Annotated in this window: 16 protein-coding genes and 1 tRNA gene; 9 read left to right on the plus strand and 8 right to left on the minus strand. The window is 69.8% G+C overall.

All coding sequences use genetic code 11. From position 1 onward, the window contains the following. The first annotated feature begins 120 nt into the window (after positions 1-120). The 3 genes from MWM45_RS14035 to MWM45_RS14045 all read left to right on the plus strand — a co-directional run bounded on the left by MWM45_RS14035 (position 121) and on the right by MWM45_RS14045 (position 3616). On the plus strand, positions 121-1320 hold the full coding sequence (locus MWM45_RS14035) for an amidohydrolase (RefSeq protein ID WP_247826968.1): 1200 nt from the start codon (positions 121-123) through the stop codon (positions 1318-1320). 9 nt (positions 1321-1329) lie between these two features. Then, positions 1330-1746 carry a hypothetical protein gene (locus MWM45_RS14040; protein WP_247826969.1) on the plus strand — a complete coding sequence of 139 codons (417 nt, stop codon included), beginning with the start codon at positions 1330-1332 and terminating at the stop codon, positions 1744-1746. Between the two features lie 295 nt (positions 1747-2041). Beyond that, positions 2042-3616, plus strand: coding sequence for an LTA synthase family protein (locus tag MWM45_RS14045; protein ID WP_247826970.1), 1575 nt, complete (start codon positions 2042-2044; stop codon positions 3614-3616). A gap of 90 nt (positions 3617-3706) precedes the next feature. Here the strand turns inward: MWM45_RS14045 and MWM45_RS14050 are convergent, their stop codons facing one another. Continuing rightward, positions 3707-4870 (minus strand): cystathionine gamma-synthase, encoded by a 1164-nt coding sequence (locus tag MWM45_RS14050; protein WP_247826971.1) that lies wholly within the window; start codon positions 4868-4870, stop codon positions 3707-3709. 21 nt (positions 4871-4891) lie between these two features. Then, positions 4892-6268: a cystathionine beta-synthase gene (locus MWM45_RS14055; RefSeq protein WP_247826972.1), complete on the minus strand. Its 1377-nt coding sequence runs from the start codon at positions 6266-6268 to the stop codon at positions 4892-4894. Between the two features lie 153 nt (positions 6269-6421). Here MWM45_RS14055 and MWM45_RS14060 point away from each other — a divergent pair, with 153 nt between their 5' ends. The 3 genes from MWM45_RS14060 (at position 6422) to MWM45_RS14070 (ending at position 9077) form a co-directional block, all read left to right on the plus strand. After that, entirely contained in the window at positions 6422-7498 is a 1077-nt protein-coding gene (locus MWM45_RS14060) for a tartrate dehydrogenase (protein ID WP_247826973.1), read from the plus strand. Positions 7499-7702: 204 nt separating this feature from the next. Further along, positions 7703-8677, plus strand: a complete 975-nt coding sequence (locus tag MWM45_RS14065) for a DNA-3-methyladenine glycosylase family protein (protein ID WP_247826974.1) — start codon at positions 7703-7705, stop codon at positions 8675-8677. A 112-nt stretch (positions 8678-8789) separates the two neighbouring features. Then, on the plus strand, positions 8790-9077 hold the full coding sequence (locus MWM45_RS14070; RefSeq protein ID WP_043440467.1) for a putative quinol monooxygenase: 288 nt from the start codon (positions 8790-8792) through the stop codon (positions 9075-9077). A gap of 95 nt (positions 9078-9172) precedes the next feature. On the opposite strand, the gene trxA is transcribed toward MWM45_RS14070, so the two are convergent. Then, entirely contained in the window at positions 9173-9562 is a 390-nt protein-coding gene (gene trxA, locus MWM45_RS14075) for a thioredoxin (protein WP_043440465.1), read from the minus strand. Positions 9563-9647: 85 nt separating this feature from the next. On the opposite strand from trxA, the gene MWM45_RS14080 reads away from it, so the two are divergent. Further along, entirely contained in the window at positions 9648-10082 is a 435-nt protein-coding gene (locus MWM45_RS14080; RefSeq protein WP_247826975.1) for a DUF1810 domain-containing protein, read from the plus strand. 16 nt (positions 10083-10098) lie between these two features. Here the strand turns inward: MWM45_RS14080 and MWM45_RS14085 are convergent, their stop codons facing one another. Continuing rightward, positions 10099-10542 (minus strand): MarR family winged helix-turn-helix transcriptional regulator, encoded by a 444-nt coding sequence (locus MWM45_RS14085; protein ID WP_247826976.1) that lies wholly within the window; start codon positions 10540-10542, stop codon positions 10099-10101. A 95-nt stretch (positions 10543-10637) separates the two neighbouring features. On the opposite strand from MWM45_RS14085, the gene MWM45_RS14090 reads away from it, so the two are divergent. Continuing rightward, a complete protein-coding gene (locus MWM45_RS14090; protein WP_247826977.1) occupies positions 10638-11165 on the plus strand; it encodes a DUF6314 family protein in 528 nt (175 codons plus the stop codon). Here the strand turns inward: MWM45_RS14090 and MWM45_RS14095 are convergent. From MWM45_RS14095 to MWM45_RS14105, 3 genes are all read right to left on the minus strand, one after another. After that, positions 11113-12147 (minus strand): acyltransferase family protein, encoded by a 1035-nt coding sequence (locus MWM45_RS14095; protein ID WP_247826978.1) that lies wholly within the window; start codon positions 12145-12147, stop codon positions 11113-11115. The two genes, MWM45_RS14090 and MWM45_RS14095, sit on opposite strands and share 53 nt — an antisense overlap. 146 nt (positions 12148-12293) lie before the next feature. Then, positions 12294-12375, minus strand: a tRNA-Tyr gene (locus tag MWM45_RS14100). 89 nt (positions 12376-12464) lie between these two features. Beyond that, the gene (locus MWM45_RS14105) at positions 12465-12830 is read right to left on the minus strand and encodes a hypothetical protein (RefSeq protein ID WP_247826979.1); all 366 of its coding nucleotides are present in this window, start codon (positions 12828-12830) and stop codon (positions 12465-12467) included. A 148-nt stretch (positions 12831-12978) separates the two neighbouring features. On the opposite strand from MWM45_RS14105, the gene MWM45_RS14110 reads away from it, so the two are divergent. Then, positions 12979-13467, plus strand: coding sequence for a YajQ family cyclic di-GMP-binding protein (locus tag MWM45_RS14110; RefSeq protein ID WP_043440455.1), 489 nt, complete (start codon positions 12979-12981; stop codon positions 13465-13467). A 75-nt stretch (positions 13468-13542) separates the two neighbouring features. Here the strand turns inward: MWM45_RS14110 and htpX are convergent, their stop codons facing one another. Next, positions 13543-14424 (minus strand): zinc metalloprotease HtpX, encoded by an 882-nt coding sequence (gene htpX / locus MWM45_RS14115; RefSeq protein WP_247826980.1) that lies wholly within the window; start codon positions 14422-14424, stop codon positions 13543-13545. Between the last annotated feature and the right edge of the window lie 21 nt (positions 14425-14445).

Raw genomic sequence — 14445 nt, forward strand, 5'->3', positions numbered from 1 at the left:
GCTGGGACCGGTCCGGGAAGCCCGACGAACGGCTCATCCAGTGTAGGCACGCCCCGGCGGGCCGCCCGCCTGCCGATAGGGTGGAAATCACCCGACCCCCTGTGAAAGGTCTCACTCCCGATGTCGCACTCCAGCGGAAACACCGCCCCCGTCACGGCCATCACCAACGCGCACGTCGTCCCGATCGACGGCGAACCCTTCGACGGCACCGTCGTCATCGAGGACGGCCGCATCATTGCCCTCGGCGCGTCCGTCTCCGTGCCCGACGGCGCGACCGTCGTCGACGCGGCCGGCAAGTGGCTGCTGCCCGGCTTCGTCGATGCCCACGTGCACCTGGGGACGCACGAGGAGGGCGAGGGCTCCGCGGGCGACGACACCAACGAGATGACCAACCCGAACACCGCCGGTGTCCGCGCGATCGACGCCATCAACCCCTTCGACCCGGGGTTCGACGACGCCCTCGCGGGCGGTGTGACCACCGTGAACGTGAACCCGGGGTCCGGCAACCCGATCGGCGGGCTCGCCGTCGCCCTCCACACGCACGGCCGGTACCTCGAGGAGATGGTGCTGCGCTCCCCCAGCGGCCTGAAGTCGGCGCTGGGCGAGAACCCCAAGCGCGTGTACGGCGGGAAGGACAAGACGCCGTCGACGCGCCTCGGCACCGCGCTCGTCATCCGCGAGGCGTTCATGAAGGCCCAGAACTACATGGGCAAGGCCGACGAGAACGCACGCGACCCGCACCTCGAGGCGCTCGCCATGGTGCTGCGGCGCGAGATCCCCTGGCGCCAGCACGCACACAGGGCCGACGACATCGCCACCGCGATCCGGATCGCCGACGAGTTCGGGTACGACCTCGTTCTGGATCACGGCACCGAGGCCCACCTGCTCGGCGACATCCTGGCGGAGCGCGGGACCCCCGTGCTGATCGGCCCCCTCTTCACCACGAAGTCCAAGGTGGAGCTGCGCGGGCGTTCGATCGCGAACCCCGGCAAGCTCGCGAAGGCCGGCGTGGAGATCTCGATCATCACCGATCACCCGGTCATCCCGATCAACTTCCTCGTGCACCAGGCGACCCTGGCCATCAAGGAGGGCCTCGACCGCGAGACGGCCCTGCGCTCCATCACGATCAACCCGGCGAAGGTCCTCGGACTGGCCGACCGTCTCGGCTCGCTCGCCGTGGGCAAGGACGCGGACCTGGTGCTGTGGAGCGGCGACCCGCTCGACGTCATGCAGCGCGCCCTGCAGGTCTGGATCGGTGGCACCGAGGTCTACTCCTACGACACCGGGACCCGCACCGGCACCGTCGCGCCGCGGGGCTAGGGACGTCCCGTGGCGAACCCCCTGCCGCCCCGGCCGTTCACCCTGCGCGCCGCCGTCGTGCTGTGGCTCGTGATCGCGGTCCTGCTGCTCATCGCTGCGGGCACCTTCATCACGTCGTCCGCGGTGCAGGACGGCGACCGCGCCGGGTTCATCGGCCTCGGCGCACTGTTCGGGGCACTCGCCGTCCTGCAGCTGCTCCTCCTGTTCCCGCTGCGCCGGGGCAGGAGGAGCGCCCGTGAGCTGCTGAGCACCATCGGCATCATCGCGGGCGTCCCGATCGTGGTCCGTGGAACGCCCGGGCTGTCGCTGGTCGCGGGGGCGATGCTGGTCGCCGTCCTGCTCATGTGGCTGCCGCAGAGCAGCGACTACTTCCAGCTGACGCAGCCCAAGGCCAGGAAGCGCCTCCGGCTGCCGGGGTCCCGCTAGCCACAGCCAGGCCACCCGCCGTGGTGCCCGGTCCTCACCTTCGGCACCCGTGTGGAGGACACGCCGGGCATCTGCTGCAGCGCCGCCGCACTGCCGGGAACGACGACGGGCCGCCCCACGACGACGCCGCGCCGGCCCGTCGAAACTGGGAAAACCATGTGAACGGCTCGCTACCTACAGGTGAACTGCTGTTGAACGGGTAGCGTATCGATACGAGGATTTTCTGGACCCGTGACCGGGTGCAATGTCAAGGGTGTACGGCGAACACGCGGGCATCTGGAACGCGAGGTGGCGTATGTCTGACCCGATTCTTCAGGTGGCCCGACGGGTCGGTGTCGTCGTGGCACGCGTCCTGCTCTACCTGGTGCTCTGGGCAGGACTCGCGCTGCTCTTCGCCGCCGTCGGCATCCGCTTCCAGTGGGGCGAGATCTCCGTCAACCAGATGCTCCTCAACCTCGTCTCCGTGGAGACCGACGGCGGGGGCGGATCGCTCGTCTGGATCGGCATCCTCCTGGTCGGCGTCCTGCCTCTGCTCATCACCGGCGGCGTGGCGCTGGGGCAGCACGCCCGACGCGGCAACCGGCGCGAGAACCTGCGCCGTGACGACGACGCCCGCCCTCGACGCTCCTCGTGGGTCGGGCGCACCGTCTCCACGGTCCTGGTCGCCGCGGTGGTCGTCGGCGGCACCACCGCCTTCGGCAGCGCGGTGGGGATGCGTGACTACATCAAGGCGGCGAATTCCGAGTACGACCTCGGTGAGTACCATGTGGACCCGACCATCACCAGCGATGAGCAGAAGCGCAACCTGGTGCTGATCTACCTCGAGTCGGGCGAAGCCACCCTCGCCGACGATCAGCTCTTCGAGAAGGACGCCTTCGCATCCCTGAAGGACGCCACGAAGGCCGCGGACGGCTGGCGGAGCATCGACGATCTCCAGCAGTACAGGGGTGGAGGCTGGACCATGGCCGGCCTTGCCTCGACCCAGTGCGGCTTCCCGTTGAAGGGCGGCGGCCCTGCTGCGAGCAGCGGCTCCCCCAACGAGCTCGGCAACGACGCCGACTCCTATCTGGGCGGAGCGACGTGCCTCGGCGACGTCCTGGAGGAGCACGGGTACACGAGCGTCTTCCTGGGCGGCGCCAATGCCTCCTTCGCGGCGAAGGAGACGTTCCTCCGCAGCCACGGCTACTCCGCGGTGAAGGACCTCGCCCACTGGCGCGCGGCCGGTGAACCCGTGACGAGTTTCCGCAGCGACTGGGGCCTGAGCGATCAGCGCCTCCTGGCCCGCGCCAGGGAGGAGATCGATGCGCTGCACGCCGGGGCGGAGGCGACCGGTGAACCGTTCAATCTCTCCATCCTGACACTGGACACCCACGAGCCGGTCCACGTCTACGACTACTGCCAGGTGGATACGCAGAACGAGCTCACCTCCGTGTTCGCCTGTTCCATGACCGAGGTGGCCGGGTTCGTGGACTACATGGAGGAGAAGGGTTACCTCGAGGACACCGCCGTGGTGATCATGGGCGACCACCTCAAGCACATGAATGCGAGCGACGACTTCCACGAGCAGCTGGACGATCATCCCAACCGCACCATCTTCAACCGGATCTGGGTACCGGGCACCACGGGCGATGCCGGGGACGGCGCGCTCCGCCCCGGCGTGGACCAGCTGAACCTGTACCCGACCGTCCTGGAGGCGGCCGGCCTGACCCTGAAGGACCGGCAGGCAGGACTCGGGGTGTCCGTCTTCACCCCGACCGTCCCGGATGGTTCGGCGCAGGCCATGGAGCCCGGACCCTACGGGGATCTGCTGGACTCGCGCTCCGCGGACTTCTACGTGGAGGCCTGGGCCACCGAGGACACCGCTCCGTAACACCGGCGGCGCCGCAGGAGGAGCGCGCAGGACCAGACCCCGGACATGCGGAAGGCCCCTTCCGGAGAAGGGGCCTTCCGCACCCGCGGGCTAGCGGAGGGCTGCGATGGCCTGCTCGAGGTCGCCGAGCAGATCCTCGATGTCCTCGATGCCGACCGACAGCCGGATGAGGTTCTCGGGCACGGCCAGTTCGGTGCCCTTCACGGAGGCGTGCGTCATGTCGCTCGGGTAGTTCATGAGCGACTCGATCCCGCCGAGGGACTCCGCGAGCGTGAACACGTGCGTGGACTCGGCCACCTTCTTCGCGGCCTCCGCCCCGCCCTTGAAGGTCACGGAGATCATGCCGCCGAAGTCCTTCATCTGGGCTGCTGCGAGGTCATGGCCGGGGTGCTCCGGCAGTCCGGGGTAGAACACGCGCTCCACCTCGTCCTGCTCCTGCAGCCAGCGGGCGATCGCCGTCGCGTTCGAGGAATGGCGGTCCATGCGGATGCCGAGGGTCTTGAGGCCGCGCGTGGTCAGCCAGGCCTCCATGGGCGCTGACACGGCACCGACGGCGAACTGCACGAACCCGACCTTCTCGGCGAGCGCGTCGTCGTCCACCACGACGGCCCCGCCGCTGGCGTCGGAGTGCCCGCCGATGTACTTGGTGGTCGAATGCACGACGACGTCGGCCCCGAACACGAGCGGCTGCTGCAGGTACGGCGACGCGAACGTGTTGTCGACGACGAGCAGGGCGCCGGCCTCGTGCGCGAGCTGGGCCGTGGCGGCGATGTCGGTGATCTTCATCATCGGGTTCGACGGCGTCTCGACCCACACCATCTTCGTGTTGTTCGCGGTGATCGCCGCCTGGACGGCAGCGCCGTCCGCCATGTCCACGGCGGTGTTCGTGATGCCCCACTCGGACAGGACGCGGTCGATCAGGCGGTAGGTGCCGCCGTACGCGTCGTTGCCGAGCACGATGTGGTCACCCGGACGCAGTGCCGCGCGGATCAGGGCGTCCTCGGCGGCGAGGCCCGAGGAGAAGCTGAAGGCGTGCCTGCCCCCTTCCAGCGCCGCGATCTGGACCTGCAGCGCGTCCCGGGTGGGGTTGGTGCCGCGGCCGTACTCGTAGCCGTTGCGCAGCTGGCCGATGCCGTCCTGCGCGAACGTGGTGGTCTGGTACAGGGGCGGGATCACCGCTCCGGTGGTGGGATCGGGGGTCTGGCCTGCGTGGATGGCCCGGGTGTTGAAGCCCTGGGCGTCAGAGTGCGTCACGATGCTCCTGGAGTTCGGGGGTTACTTGCTCATGTATGTCAGCAAGTCATGGCGCGTCAGAATTCCCACCGGCGCGCCGACGAAGGTCACCATCAGCGTGTCGCTGTCATGGAGCCTCTCGCGGGCCGTCCCCACGGATTCGAGGGACCCGATGAGGGGCAGCTTCGGCTCCATGTGCTGGGAGATCTTGTCCGTCAGCTTCGCCTCGCCGTGGAAGATCTTCGCCGTCAGGGACCGCTCGTCGATCGAGCCCAGGACCTCGCCCATCTTCACCGGAGGCTCCTGGGACAGCACAGGGATGCTGGACACGCCGTACTCGTCCATGATCGAGATGACATCGCGGACCGTCTCGGCGGGGTGTGTGTGCACGAGCTCCGGCATGGCGCCGCTCTTGGAGCGCAGCACCTCCCCGACGCTCGTGTCCTCGCCGCTGTCCATGAAGCCGTAGGACTTCATCCAGTCGTCGTTGAAGATCTTGCCCAGGTAGCCGCGGCCGCCATCGGGCAGGAGGACCACCACGACGTCGTCCTCCGACAGGTCCTTCGCGACACGCAGCGCAGCGACCACCGCCATGCCGCAGGACCCGCCGACCAGCAGGCCCTCCTCGCGGGCCAGGCGGCGGGTCATCTCGAAGCTCTCGGCGTCGGTGACGCCGAGGATCTCGTCCGGGACGGAAGGGTCGTAGGAGTCCGGCCACATGTCCTCGCCGACCCCCTCGACGAAGTAGGGGCGGCCGGTGCCGCCGGAGTAGATGGAACCGTCCGGGTCCGCACCGATGATGCGGACGGGTCCGCCCTCGCGGTCGGCGGAGACCTCCTTGAGGTACCGGCCCGTACCGGTGATGGTCCCGCCGGTGCCGACGCCGGTGACGAAGTGCGTCAGAGTGCCGTCGGTGTCGTTCCAGATCTCGGGCCCGGTGGTCTCGTAGTGGCTGAGCGGACCGTTGGGGTTGGAGAACTGGTCCGGCTTGTACGCTCCGGGGATCTCGCGGACCAGGCGGTCGGAGACGCCGTAGTAGGACTGCGGGCTGTCGGGGGCCACGGCGGTCGGCGTGACCACCACCTCCGCGCCGTACGCCTTCAGGACGTTGCGCTTGTCCTCGCCCACCTTGTCGGGGACGACGAACACGCACTTGTAGCCGCGCTGCTGGGCGACGAGGGCGAGACCGACACCGGTGTTGCCGGAGGTCGGTTCGACGATGGTGCCGCCGGGCTTGATCTTGCCCTCGGCCTCCGCGGCGTCGATGATCTTCGCCGCGATGCGGTCCTTCACCGACCCGCCGGGGTTGAGGTATTCGACCTTCGCGAGGACGGTTGCTTTGATGCCGTCGGTGACGGAGTTGAGCCTGACGAGCGGGGTGTTGCCGATCAGGTCGACGATGGAATTGGCGTACTTCATGACCACAACGCTACCGGCTGGCTCCCCCAACCCCCGCGCCGCCGTTACGCCGCGGGACATCGCGACACCCGCGTACCGCCCGGCGCACCGGCCGCCCGACGCCTGAGCCTAGGGTGGGAGGGACAGCACCGCGCCGACGAAGGAGACCCGGACATGACCAGGACGTACAGGATCGCGGTCATCGCGGGGGACGGCATCGGCAAGGAGGTCGTGCCGGAGGGACTGAGGGCCCTCCGGGCGGCCGCGGACAGATTCGGCTTCACGGTCGACGCCGTGGAGTTCGACTACGCCAGCGCCGAGTACTACGTGGCGCACGGGCAGATGCTCCCCGACGGCTGGTTCGAGGAACTGCGCACCTTCGATGCCATCTTCTTCGGCGCGGTCGGCTGGCCCGACGTGGTGCCCGACCACGTCTCCCTGTGGGGCAGCCTGCTGCAGTTCCGGCGCCACTTCGACCAGTACGTGAACCTGCGCCCGGTCCGCCTGCTGCCCGGGATCACGAGCCCCCTCGCCGGGCGGAAGCCGGGCGACGTCGACTTCTACGTGGTCCGCGAGAACACCGAGGGCGAGTACTCGAGCGTGGGCGGCCGGATGTTCGAGGGGACGGACCGCGAGACCGTCATCCAGGACACGGTGATGACCCGCACGGGCGTGGACCGCATCCTCCGGTACGCGTTCGAGCTCGCGCGGCGGCGCGGGAAGAAGCACCTGACGTCCGCGACCAAGAGCAACGGCATCTCGATCACCATGCCCTACTGGGACGAGCGCGTGGAGGCGATGGCGGCGGACTACGACGACGTCCGCGTGGACAAGTTCCACATCGACATCCTGTGCGCCAACTTCGTGCTGCACCCGGACTGGTTCGACGTCGTCGTGGCCAGCAACCTCTTCGGCGACATCCTCTCCGACCTCGGGCCGGCCTGCACCGGCACCATCGGCGTGGCCCCCAGCGGCAACATCAACCCCGACCGCTCGTTCCCCAGCCTCTTCGAACCCGTGCACGGCTCCGCGCCGGACATCGCGGGCCAGGGTATCGCCAACCCGGTGGGCCAGATCTGGAGCGCCTCGATGATGCTCGAGCACCTCGGGGAGGCGGACGCCGCGGCATGCATACTCTCCGCGATCGAGTCGGTGCTCGCCACGGGTGGGGACACGCTCACGCGGGACCTGGGCGGAACCGGGACCACGGCGTCGCTCGGCGACACGATCGCCCGCACCATCGCGGGCTGAGCCGGCCGTCCACGCCGTGGCCTCGCCCACCCTCCGACGTCCCCGACGCGCCTCGCCGCCGCGCGCGGGACCGCACCGGACCGCACCGGACCGCACCGGACCGCACCGGACCGCACCGGACCGCACCGGACCGCACTGTGCCGCACCGCGATCGCGGGACCGGCCGGAAGCCGGAGCGTCCGGGCGCCGTGGGACGATTGATCCATGACCACCGCTTCCGTCGTCGTGCCCTCGGGTGCCGAGGCCGCGGAGTGGGTGCCCGACGGCCCGTACAGCCTGGCCAGGACGATCGGCACCCTGCAGTGCGGGCCGCATGACCCGTCGTTCATCGTGCAGGGCCCCGATCACTGGCTCGCGTTCCGCACCCCCGACGGACCGGTCACGCTGGCCCTGCGCCAGCGCGGGTCGCTGAACGACAGCCGCGTCCAGGCGACGGCGTGGGGGCCCGGGGCTGCCTGCGCGCTCGCATCCCTTCCCCGGCTGCTCGGCGCCGACGACGACTGGAGCGCCTTCGACGCAGCGGAGTTCCGCGCCACCCTGCCCGACCTCGCCCGCAAGGGCCGGTACCTCACGCCCGGGCTGCGGCTGCCGTCGTCGGGCCGCATGCTCGACACCGTGGCGCGGGCCGTCCTCGAGCAGAGGGTGACCGGCATCGAGGCCAAACGGGCCTGGCGCTACCTGCTGGTCCGGTACGGGGACGCCGCTCCCGGGTCCGGCGGCGTCGGGCCTGCCGCGCTCCGCCTCCCGCCGACCGCCGAGCAGTGGCGCCGGGTCCCGTCCTGGGACTGGCACAAGGCCGGGGTCGACGCGCAGCGCTCGTCCACCCTCCTCAAGGCCGCCCACGTGGCGACCGGCCTGGAGCGCCTCGCGTCGCTGCCCGGCGGCGACGCCGTCCGTGCGGGACTCCGGTCCGTGTCGGGGATCGGGGTCTGGACGGTGGCAGAAGTGGTGCAGCGGACGCACGGCTGCCCCGATTCCATCTCGGTGGGCGACTACCACCTCGCCGCCTACGTGGGCGCAGCGCTCACCGGCCGGCGCACCGATGACGCCGGCATGATCGAGCTGCTGAAGCCCTGGAAGGGCCAGCGCCAGCGCGTGGTCCGCTCGCTCTATGCCAGCGGGTTCCGCAAACCGACGTTCGGACCGCGGCTCTCGCCCGAGGACCACCGCCGGCGCTGACGCCGGAGCTGGCCCCGGCGCTGACGACGGCGTCGCGAGGCTCCGCCGACGTCTGCGGAGGACGACCACGCCACGATGCGAAGGACAGGCGTGCCACCGCTAGGGTTGGAGGATGAGCCAGCCCGTAGACGTCACCGCAGTATTCACCCCGCTCGACGGCGAGTTCTTCCGTGTGGAGCTCGCCCTCGGCATCGCCATCGAACAGGTGGTGGAGGAGCCCGGGTGCATCCGTTACGAGATCACCGATGCCCAGCAGGACCGCATCGTCCTCACCGAGCAGTGGGAGTCCACCGAACTCCTCGACCAGCACCTGCGCGGCCCCGCCATCCAGGACCTCGGCGAATCGCTGAGCGCCCTGCTGGCCCGGCCGGTGGAGGTCGTGCGCTCGGACCGGGCCTGACCGGGCCTGACCGGGCCTGACCGGACCTGACCGGACCGACGGACGACGAAGCCCCGCACTCGAAGGAGTGCGGGGCTTCTCTGTTGCCTGGGCGACTACTGGCTGTCGGCGGCCGGGGTTCCCTCGGCCTGCTGCTGGGCGATCTGCTCGTGCACGGCCTTCATGTCGAGGCCCTTCACGGCGTCGACGAGTTCGCCGAACTGGGTCGCGTTCAGGGCACCCGGCTGGGAGAAGACGAGCACCTTGTCGCGGAATGCCATGAGCGTGGGGATGGACGTGATGCCCGCGGCGGCGGCGAGGGACTGCTCGGCCTCGGTGTCCACCTTCGCGAAGGTGACGTCCTCGTGCTGCTGCGACACGGCGTCGTACACCGGTGCGAACTGCTTGCACGGGCCACACCATTCGGCCCAGAAGTCGACGAACACGATGTCGTTGCCCTCGATGGTTTCTGGGAAGCTTGCCTCAGTGATATTGATTGTCGACATCCTTCAACGCTAGCGACCGTCGGCAGCCATGTCAGGTGTGTTCGCTACCGATGAAGAACCCCACAACCGACCGAAGGCGGCACGAGTGACCGAGGACCCCCATGACCTGGCCCGATTCGTCGCGGCGCAGGATGCCCACGACACCTACGCGGATGCCCTGGCCGAGCTGAACCGGGGCCGCAAGACGAGCCACTGGATGTGGTTCGTCTTCCCCCAGATCGCAGGGCTGGGGAGCAGTTCGACGGCGGTCCGGTACGCCATCGCATCGCTCGACGAGGCACAGGCCTACCTGTCGCATCCCGTGCTCGGGCCCCGGCTGATGGAGAGCACCCAGGCCCTCCTCACCCTGGACGGCAGCGACCCCGTGGCGGTGCTCGGCGGGATCGACGCCCGCAAGCTGCAGTCCTCCATGACGCTCTTCAACCGGGCCGCGCCCCAGGAGCCGTGGTTCCAGGCCGTGCTGGACCGCTACTACGGCGGCGTGGAGGACCAGGGGACTGCCTCGATCCTCGCCGGCTGACGCGGTCGGGCCCCGCCTACTCGAGGGTGTGATTGATCTTCCGGATGATCGGCAGGGCCGCGGCGAGCGTGGCCCTCTCCCCGTCGTCGAGCCGCTCGAGGAGGGCCGCCACGCGCGCGTTGCGGCGCCGGCTGACCTCCTCCCAGGTGGCACGGCCCTGGTCGGTGAGCTGCACCAGGACGGCACGCGAGTCGCTGGGGTCCGGGCCCCGGCTGACGAGGCCGGCCTGTTCGAGCCTGATGATCTGCTCGGTCGCCGACGGGACACGGATGCCGAGATTCGCCGCGATCCGGCTCACCCGGAGCGGGGCCTCCGCCGCCATGCCGAGGGTGCTCATCTGCATGGCGGTGAGGTCCCCGTCGATGTCCATCGAACGGCTCAGGAAGACGGTGTGGCGCAGCGTGGTGCGGAAGGACTGCGCGAGGGCCAGCAGCTGCGGGTCCGGAGTATCGGAGCTCATGGTTAGGCAGCCTAACATTATGGCAGGCCAGCGGCAAAGGTGCAGTGCCTCCGATGCCGCGCTAGCGTGGGCGGAGCCGACACGGAGGAGGACCGATGCAGCACGATGCGCCGACGGCTGCGATGCCCGCCGGACCGGTCCCCGTCCACGATCCGATCGGCTTCCTCACGGGCGCCTGGGCGACGGAGCGGACCCTGCTGGACCGGGCCGGCGGCGTCACGGGCACCTTCACGGGCACCACGACCTTCACGGCCGAGGGCGGCGGCCTGCGCTGGGACGAGCAGGGCACGGTCAGCTGGCCCCACTTCCGCGGCCCGGCCTCGCGCTCGTACCGCATCGACGCCGGCGACGGCGATGCCGGGATGGTGGTCACCTTCCCGGACGGGCGGGTGCTGTGCCGTCTGGACCTCAGCCGCGGCCATGCACGCGACGAGCACCCCTGCACCCCTGACACCTACCGGGTGGACTTCGCCGTGCCGTCACCCGACACGGTGCTGTATTCCTGGGACGTCACCGGGCCGGCGAAGGACCTCCTGCTCACGACCGTCCTGACCCGGTCCGGAGCGGGGCTCAGGCCCCCGACCGGCGCGCGGCCGCTACCGTCACCACAGGGCGGCGCTTGAGCGCCGGCAGCTCGAACAGCAGGTTCACCGAGGCGTGCTTCCTCGTCGAGTACATCCACGCCAGACCCAGCGGCACGCCGACACCCACCACCAGGAGCACCGGCAGCAGCCACGTCCCTGCCACTCCGGCGGCATCCGCGAGGGCGAGGGTGCCCATGATGGGCCCGAGATGCACCACGTAGAAGACGATCGAGTGGCGCCCGACGAACTCGAGGGCCGCCGTCGCGCGATGGGCTCCGAGTCGCGGGAAGAGCCAGCACACGACGCCGAGCGCACCCACCACGCCCCAGGCGAATTCTGCCCGGTAGAGCACGTCCCTGCCGTCGAGGTTCAGGATGCCCACCGTGATCGCCGCGGCGGCTGCCAGGGCCAGGACCCAGGGCCTGCCGATGGCCCGTTCGACCATCCCCGCATGCCGGGCGCACCAGGCGCCGAAGAAGAAGAACGCCGCGAGGAACGTCATCGTCTCGAGACGACCGCCGTCGGGCATCACGACCGACGCGGCGAGGCTCGCGCCGGCGACCGCCACCGGGGGGAGGCGGCGCAGCGGGTAGGCCGCGGCGTAGAAGACGAGGATGAACCACAGGTACCAGAGATAGGTCGGCGAGAGATAGAGGATCTGCGCGAGGGCGCCCGCGCCGAGGCCCCCGGTCGCGGCGAGGATGATCAGCGACCACAGGAGGTACGGCCACGCCACCAGGGAGAGCTTGCCGGCGAAGTAGGCGCGCGCCGGCTTGGCCACGGACCGCGGCAGCAGGATGCCCGAGAGGAACATGAGGACGGGCATGCGGAAGGGTTCGAGGAAGAGGTTGACGTGGTCGAGCCCGGGCGTCGGGCCGACTGCCATCCTGAGGGCCTCGCCCGCGTGGAGCAGGACGACGAGGAGGATGGCGACGCCTCGGAGGCTGTCCAGCCATCCGATCCGAGTCCGTGTAGTGCTGCTGATCCTGGTCCCCCGCCGTCGAACTCCCACTGTAGGCATGTACACAGGGAGTTCGTCGGGCCCGCCCGGGGGGATTGCCCTGCCTGCCGATCCGTGCTGGGCGCTTCCCGGACGAGGGTGCGGCGCCTGCTCCCGGGCCTTAACGGCGAAGGGCCCGCTCCGAGGGAGCGGGCCCTTCCTTGCTGTGGCAGATGAGGGATTCGAACCCCCGTAGGCGTTGCCAGCTGATTTACAGTCAGCCCCCTTTGGCCGCTCGGGTAATCTGCCGAACGTCTTCACAGGAAGACCGCCCGCAGCAAGCGCGGGCAAGACAACTTTACCCACAAACCGCCCCGGAGACGAATCGGCCCGGGACGCTACAGGCCCGCGGCCACCCGGCGCTCGATCTGCGCGTAGAAACCGGTGGCCTGCTCCGGCGTGACCAGGTGCAGCAGGACGGCCTTGTCGAGGTCCGCGCGGACTCCCGCCAGGCGCTCCTGCGGGGTCGCGGCCGCGACCACGGCCGCAGGCGGGAAGCCCACCGACGCCGACTCCACGTCCAGGATGAGACCGGGTGCACCGCTGCCCGTACTGTCCGTGGGGGCGATCACCGCCGGCGGGACGGCGAGCGCCGGGGCCGCGCTCAGCCCGGTCAGCGACGCCGCCGAGGCCGCCGCGAGGAAGGACCCGGCGACGGCCCGGCGGAGCCGGACGCGGTAGCGGCGGCGTCGTGTCCCTGTCATGGCGGTCCTCCTTCGGTGCGGCTGCTCGTCACCACGGTGCCAGCCGACCGTGTGCCTGCACCCGGTGACACCTGAGCGCCCGCTGTGAAGCGCAGGGGTTCCGGATAGGCTTGAGGGCAAAAGAACCCAACCACCCCGAGGAGGCATCGTGGCGAGTGAATCCACGTTCGACGTCGTAAGCAAAGTGGACAAGCAGGAGGTCGCCAACGCGCTGAACCAGGCGCAGAAGGAGATCGCCCAGCGGTACGACTTCAAGGGGGTCGGCGCGGAGGTGGACTTCAGCGGCGAGAAGATCCTCATGAAGGCGAACTCGGAGGAGCGCGTCCTCGCGGTGCTCGACGTCCTGCAGTCCAAGATGATCAAGCGCGGCATCTCCCTGAAGTCCCTCGACACCGGCGAGCCCTTCCCCTCGGGCAAGGAGTACCGCCTCGAGACCTCCATCAAGGAGGGCATCGCCCAGGACCTCGCGAAGAAGATCAACAAGCTGATCCGCGACGAGGGCCCCAAGGGCGTCAAGTCGCAGATCCAGGGCGACGAGCTGCGCGTCAGCTCGAAGTCGCGCGATGACCTGCAGGCCACCATGGCCCTGCTCAAGAACTTCGACGAGGCAGACCTCCAGTTCGTGAACATGCGCTGACCGAAGCGCGACCAGCACCGACGACGACGGCGGCCCCACCTGCGGAAGGTGGGGCCGCCGTCGTCCGTCCTGGTCCTACCGGCTGAGCGGGCGGCCTGCCATGCCCTCGAGGCGGGCGATGCGCTGGTCCATCGGCGGGTGGGTCGCGAACAGCCTGCCCACGCCGGCCCCCTTGAACGGATTGGCGATCATCAGGTGGGAGGTGTTGACGAGGCGCTGGTCCTGCGGCATCGGGGCCCGCTGCGTACCGCTCTCGAGCTTGCGCAGGGCCGAGGCGAGGGCCAGCGGGTCGTCGGTCAGGGCGGCGCCGTCCTCGTCGGCGTCGTACTCGCGGGTGCGGCCGATCGCGGTCTGGATGAGCCCCGCGGCCAGCGGCGCGAGGAACGCGAGGAGCAGCGCCGCGATGGGGTTGCCGCCCTGGTTGCGGTTGCCGCCCATGATGCCCGCGAAGGCGAACATCTGCGCCACGGACGTGATGACGCCGGCCACGGCGGCCGCGATGGACCCGGTGAGTATGTCGCGGTTGTAGACGTGCATCAGCTCGTGCCCCAGGACGCCGCGCAGTTCACGCTCGTTCAGCAGTTGCAGGATGCCCTGCGTGCAGCACACCGCGGCGTTCTCGGGGTTGCGGCCGGTCGCGAAGGCGTTGGGCGCCATGGTCGGCGAGACGTAGAGCCGCGGCATGGGCTTGTCGGCCCGTGTGCTGAGCTCCCGGACGATCCGGTACATCGCCGGCGCCTGCTGCTCCGTGACCTCGACGGCGCGCATGCTGCGGATGGCGATCTTGTCGCTGTTCCAGTAGCTGTAGGCGACCGACCCGACGCCGAGGAGGGCGAACAGCCAGATGAACATGGAGCTGCCGGTCGCCCCGGCGATGACCGCACCGAAGAGGAGGAAGATCCCCATCAGGGCGCCGAACAGCAACGCCGTCTTGGCACCGTTGAAATGGTTGTGCACTGCTCTCTCCTTGCGCTGTGG

Source organism: Arthrobacter antioxidans (assembly GCF_023100725.1).
Lineage (GTDB): Bacteria > Actinomycetota > Actinomycetes > Actinomycetales > Micrococcaceae > Arthrobacter_D > Arthrobacter_D antioxidans.